Source organism: Moorena sp. SIO3I6 (genome assembly GCF_010672095.1).
In genome coordinates, this window is sequence record NZ_JAAHHU010000886.1 from 1 (window position 1) to 2,019 (window position 2,019).

Consider the following 2,019-nt stretch of genomic DNA (forward strand, 5'->3'; position numbering starts at 1 on the left):
TCGACAGCAACTAATGCCAATTACCCCAAGTTCCCCTAGGGAATCGATTAAAGAAAGAAAAGCTAAAGTTGTAAATAATGACGTAGGCGTATTTACGGTGAAGTTGGTCTGTGAATCATCTGGAAGTATGAGCTTAATTTAATTATCCGTCAAATTAACCGTCGCCTAGGTGAAATCAATCCCCAATTACTTAATCAAATTGAAGAATTATCCTTTTCCCAGTTGGAAGATTTAGGAGAAGCGTTATTAGATTTTGAAACCGAGGTGGATTTGACCAATTGGTTGAACCAGTTAACGGATAAGTAAAATCCGGATAGGTGTAGCACTTAAAAGTAGTGCCATCGAGATCTGATCGAGTGGGTTTGGATTTGCCTTACCCACTCTATTATTGCTCAAAATTCCAGACCCCTCCTAGAGCGCGAGCAATCCCTCGCGGCTTGGGTCCCAGCTGTAGAATGGGCATCTTGTGTAGAACTGGCATCTTGTGTAGAACTGGCATCTTGTGTAGAACTGGCATCTTGTGTAGAACTGGCATCTTGCCAGTTTCCTGCTTATTTTCGAGCGGGCAGGATGCCCACTCTACTGCTATTCATTACTTCACTGACGGAACGCCCTTGATCCAGCTACTGCATCTTGACTCCCTACTCCCTACTAATTGCCTTAAAAGACACTAGAGCCGATAGCCCTCTTAACCACTAATCCTAAGCCCAGAAAGCCCAGAGCCAGTAGACCCTGAGACGACATCGGTTCAGGCACTGGGACTGCTAGAGGCAGTGGACCATTACCTGTCCCGGATTGGGTATCGTTCTTAGCGGTGAAGGTCCCAAATGGACCAATGGGAGGTTGTGTGGTTTGCCAAAAGAAGGAAATCGTTTCTGGAGTGTCGAAATTAGTACTCCAATCTGATCCACCGACAACGCTCCAGACTAGACTGCCATCTTCATCAACCTTGATTGAAAACTCCCCACTGGAACCCAGTGCCTGGTTAGCTTCCCCAAAGCTATAGCCCGCAACTCCTGTAAAGCCTTCAGCTTTGAACTCCAACTCGAACTGATTGACATCATCAAACGCAAGTAAACCATCCGGTTGAGGGAAGGGGGGATCGTTAGGAAAGTCCACACCAGGAGTAACTTTGTGTATATAAGTGTAGATGGTTCCCGCTGGATTTTGGGGCGGCACACAAGTTAGAAAACCAACAGGACAAGAAACGCTACTGGTCAAGTCTCCCAGACTGTTTCCGTCACTATTGATTAGGGATGCATCTACTGTCGGACCCACTGGTCCTGTGATGGTTGCTCCCAGAGTCAGGTCGTCAAGGTTGATCGGGGTAATCGACGCAGCACTAACCCCTCTTGCCGAAAGATCGAAAAGGCTAATTGCGATCAATGCGATCGCTAATTTACTAGTCATGACTATTTTTCCTCAGTAAAATTTTAAAGTAAGCATTAGCTGATAGCTTACAACTGTAGTTATCTATTTCAAGGTGATGGCTGATTTTTATTACCAAGGGTATTTTATATATAAATCCAGCAAGCTTTAGAACATTTAAGAAAAATTCATTAAACTCTGAATTATGTAAATGTTTAGCAAAGGGAATCGGGAATTGGGAATCGGGAATCGGGAATTGGGAATCGGGAATCGGGAATCGGGAATCGGGAATCGGGAATCGGGAATTGGGAATCGGGAATCGGGAATCGGGAATCGGGAATCGGGAATCGGGAAAAATTTATGTGTCCTTAATGAGTTTAAAAGGGCTATATTTTAATCTCAATACATCTAATAAAAACGATTAATAAAGTTATGCCATGCTATTTAAATGAATCGTTTATTTTTAATTTAAATTAAAAATAAAATCAAAAAAATAAAAATTAAATGGTAAGTGTGCGGAGGGTGGAAAGTGTGGGTATTTTGGGAATTTTATTACTAGATACCGTTTTAAATTAGATCATGAAACCCAATTATGAGTTATCATAATCTCTGAATTACTGATCAGACCAAGGAGTGAATAATGTTTTTTCT

The 2,019-nt window shown here is 42.3% G+C and carries 5 protein-coding genes; 3 read left to right on the top strand and 2 right to left on the bottom strand.

Features of this window, described 5'->3' with window-relative positions; genetic code table 11:
- The first annotated feature begins 117 nt into the window (after nucleotides 1–117).
- The gene (locus tag F6K49_RS43985) at nucleotides 118–306 is read left to right on the top strand and encodes a DUF4351 domain-containing protein (protein WP_293108159.1); all 189 of its coding nucleotides are present in this window, start codon (nucleotides 118–120) and stop codon (nucleotides 304–306) included.
- A gap of 79 nt (nucleotides 307–385) precedes the next feature.
- Here F6K49_RS43985 and F6K49_RS43990 read toward each other — a convergent pair whose 3' ends face one another.
- The gene (locus F6K49_RS43990) at nucleotides 386–535 is read right to left on the bottom strand and encodes a hypothetical protein (protein WP_293108147.1); all 150 of its coding nucleotides are present in this window, start codon (nucleotides 533–535) and stop codon (nucleotides 386–388) included.
- A 1-nt stretch (nucleotide 536) separates the two neighbouring features.
- Here F6K49_RS43990 and F6K49_RS43995 point away from each other — a divergent pair, with 1 nt between their 5' ends.
- A complete protein-coding gene (locus F6K49_RS43995; RefSeq protein WP_293108150.1) occupies nucleotides 537–674 on the top strand; it encodes a hypothetical protein in 138 nt (45 codons plus the stop codon).
- Here F6K49_RS43995 and F6K49_RS44000 read toward each other — a convergent pair.
- A complete protein-coding gene (locus F6K49_RS44000) occupies nucleotides 661–1,410 on the bottom strand; it encodes an exosortase, PEP-CTERM interaction domain protein (RefSeq protein WP_293108153.1) in 750 nt (249 codons plus the stop codon). The genes F6K49_RS43995 and F6K49_RS44000 overlap by 14 nt on opposite strands.
- 169 nt (nucleotides 1,411–1,579) lie before the next feature.
- Here F6K49_RS44000 and F6K49_RS44005 point away from each other — a divergent pair, with 169 nt between their 5' ends.
- The gene (locus F6K49_RS44005) at nucleotides 1,580–1,765 is read left to right on the top strand and encodes a hypothetical protein (protein ID WP_293108156.1); all 186 of its coding nucleotides are present in this window, start codon (nucleotides 1,580–1,582) and stop codon (nucleotides 1,763–1,765) included.
- Nucleotides 1,766–2,019: the final 254 nt, after the last annotated feature.

Excerpts from the sequence above, each read along its gene's own strand:
- F6K49_RS43990 (WP_293108147.1), bottom strand. The coding sequence starts at position 535 with ATGCCAGTTCTACACAAGATGCCAGTTCTACACAAGATGCCAGTTCTA.
- F6K49_RS44000 (WP_293108153.1), bottom strand. The coding sequence starts at position 1,410 with ATGACTAGTAAATTAGCGATCGCATTGATCGCAATTAGCCTTTTCGAT.
- F6K49_RS44005 (WP_293108156.1), top strand. The coding sequence starts at position 1,580 with ATGTTTAGCAAAGGGAATCGGGAATTGGGAATCGGGAATCGGGAATTG.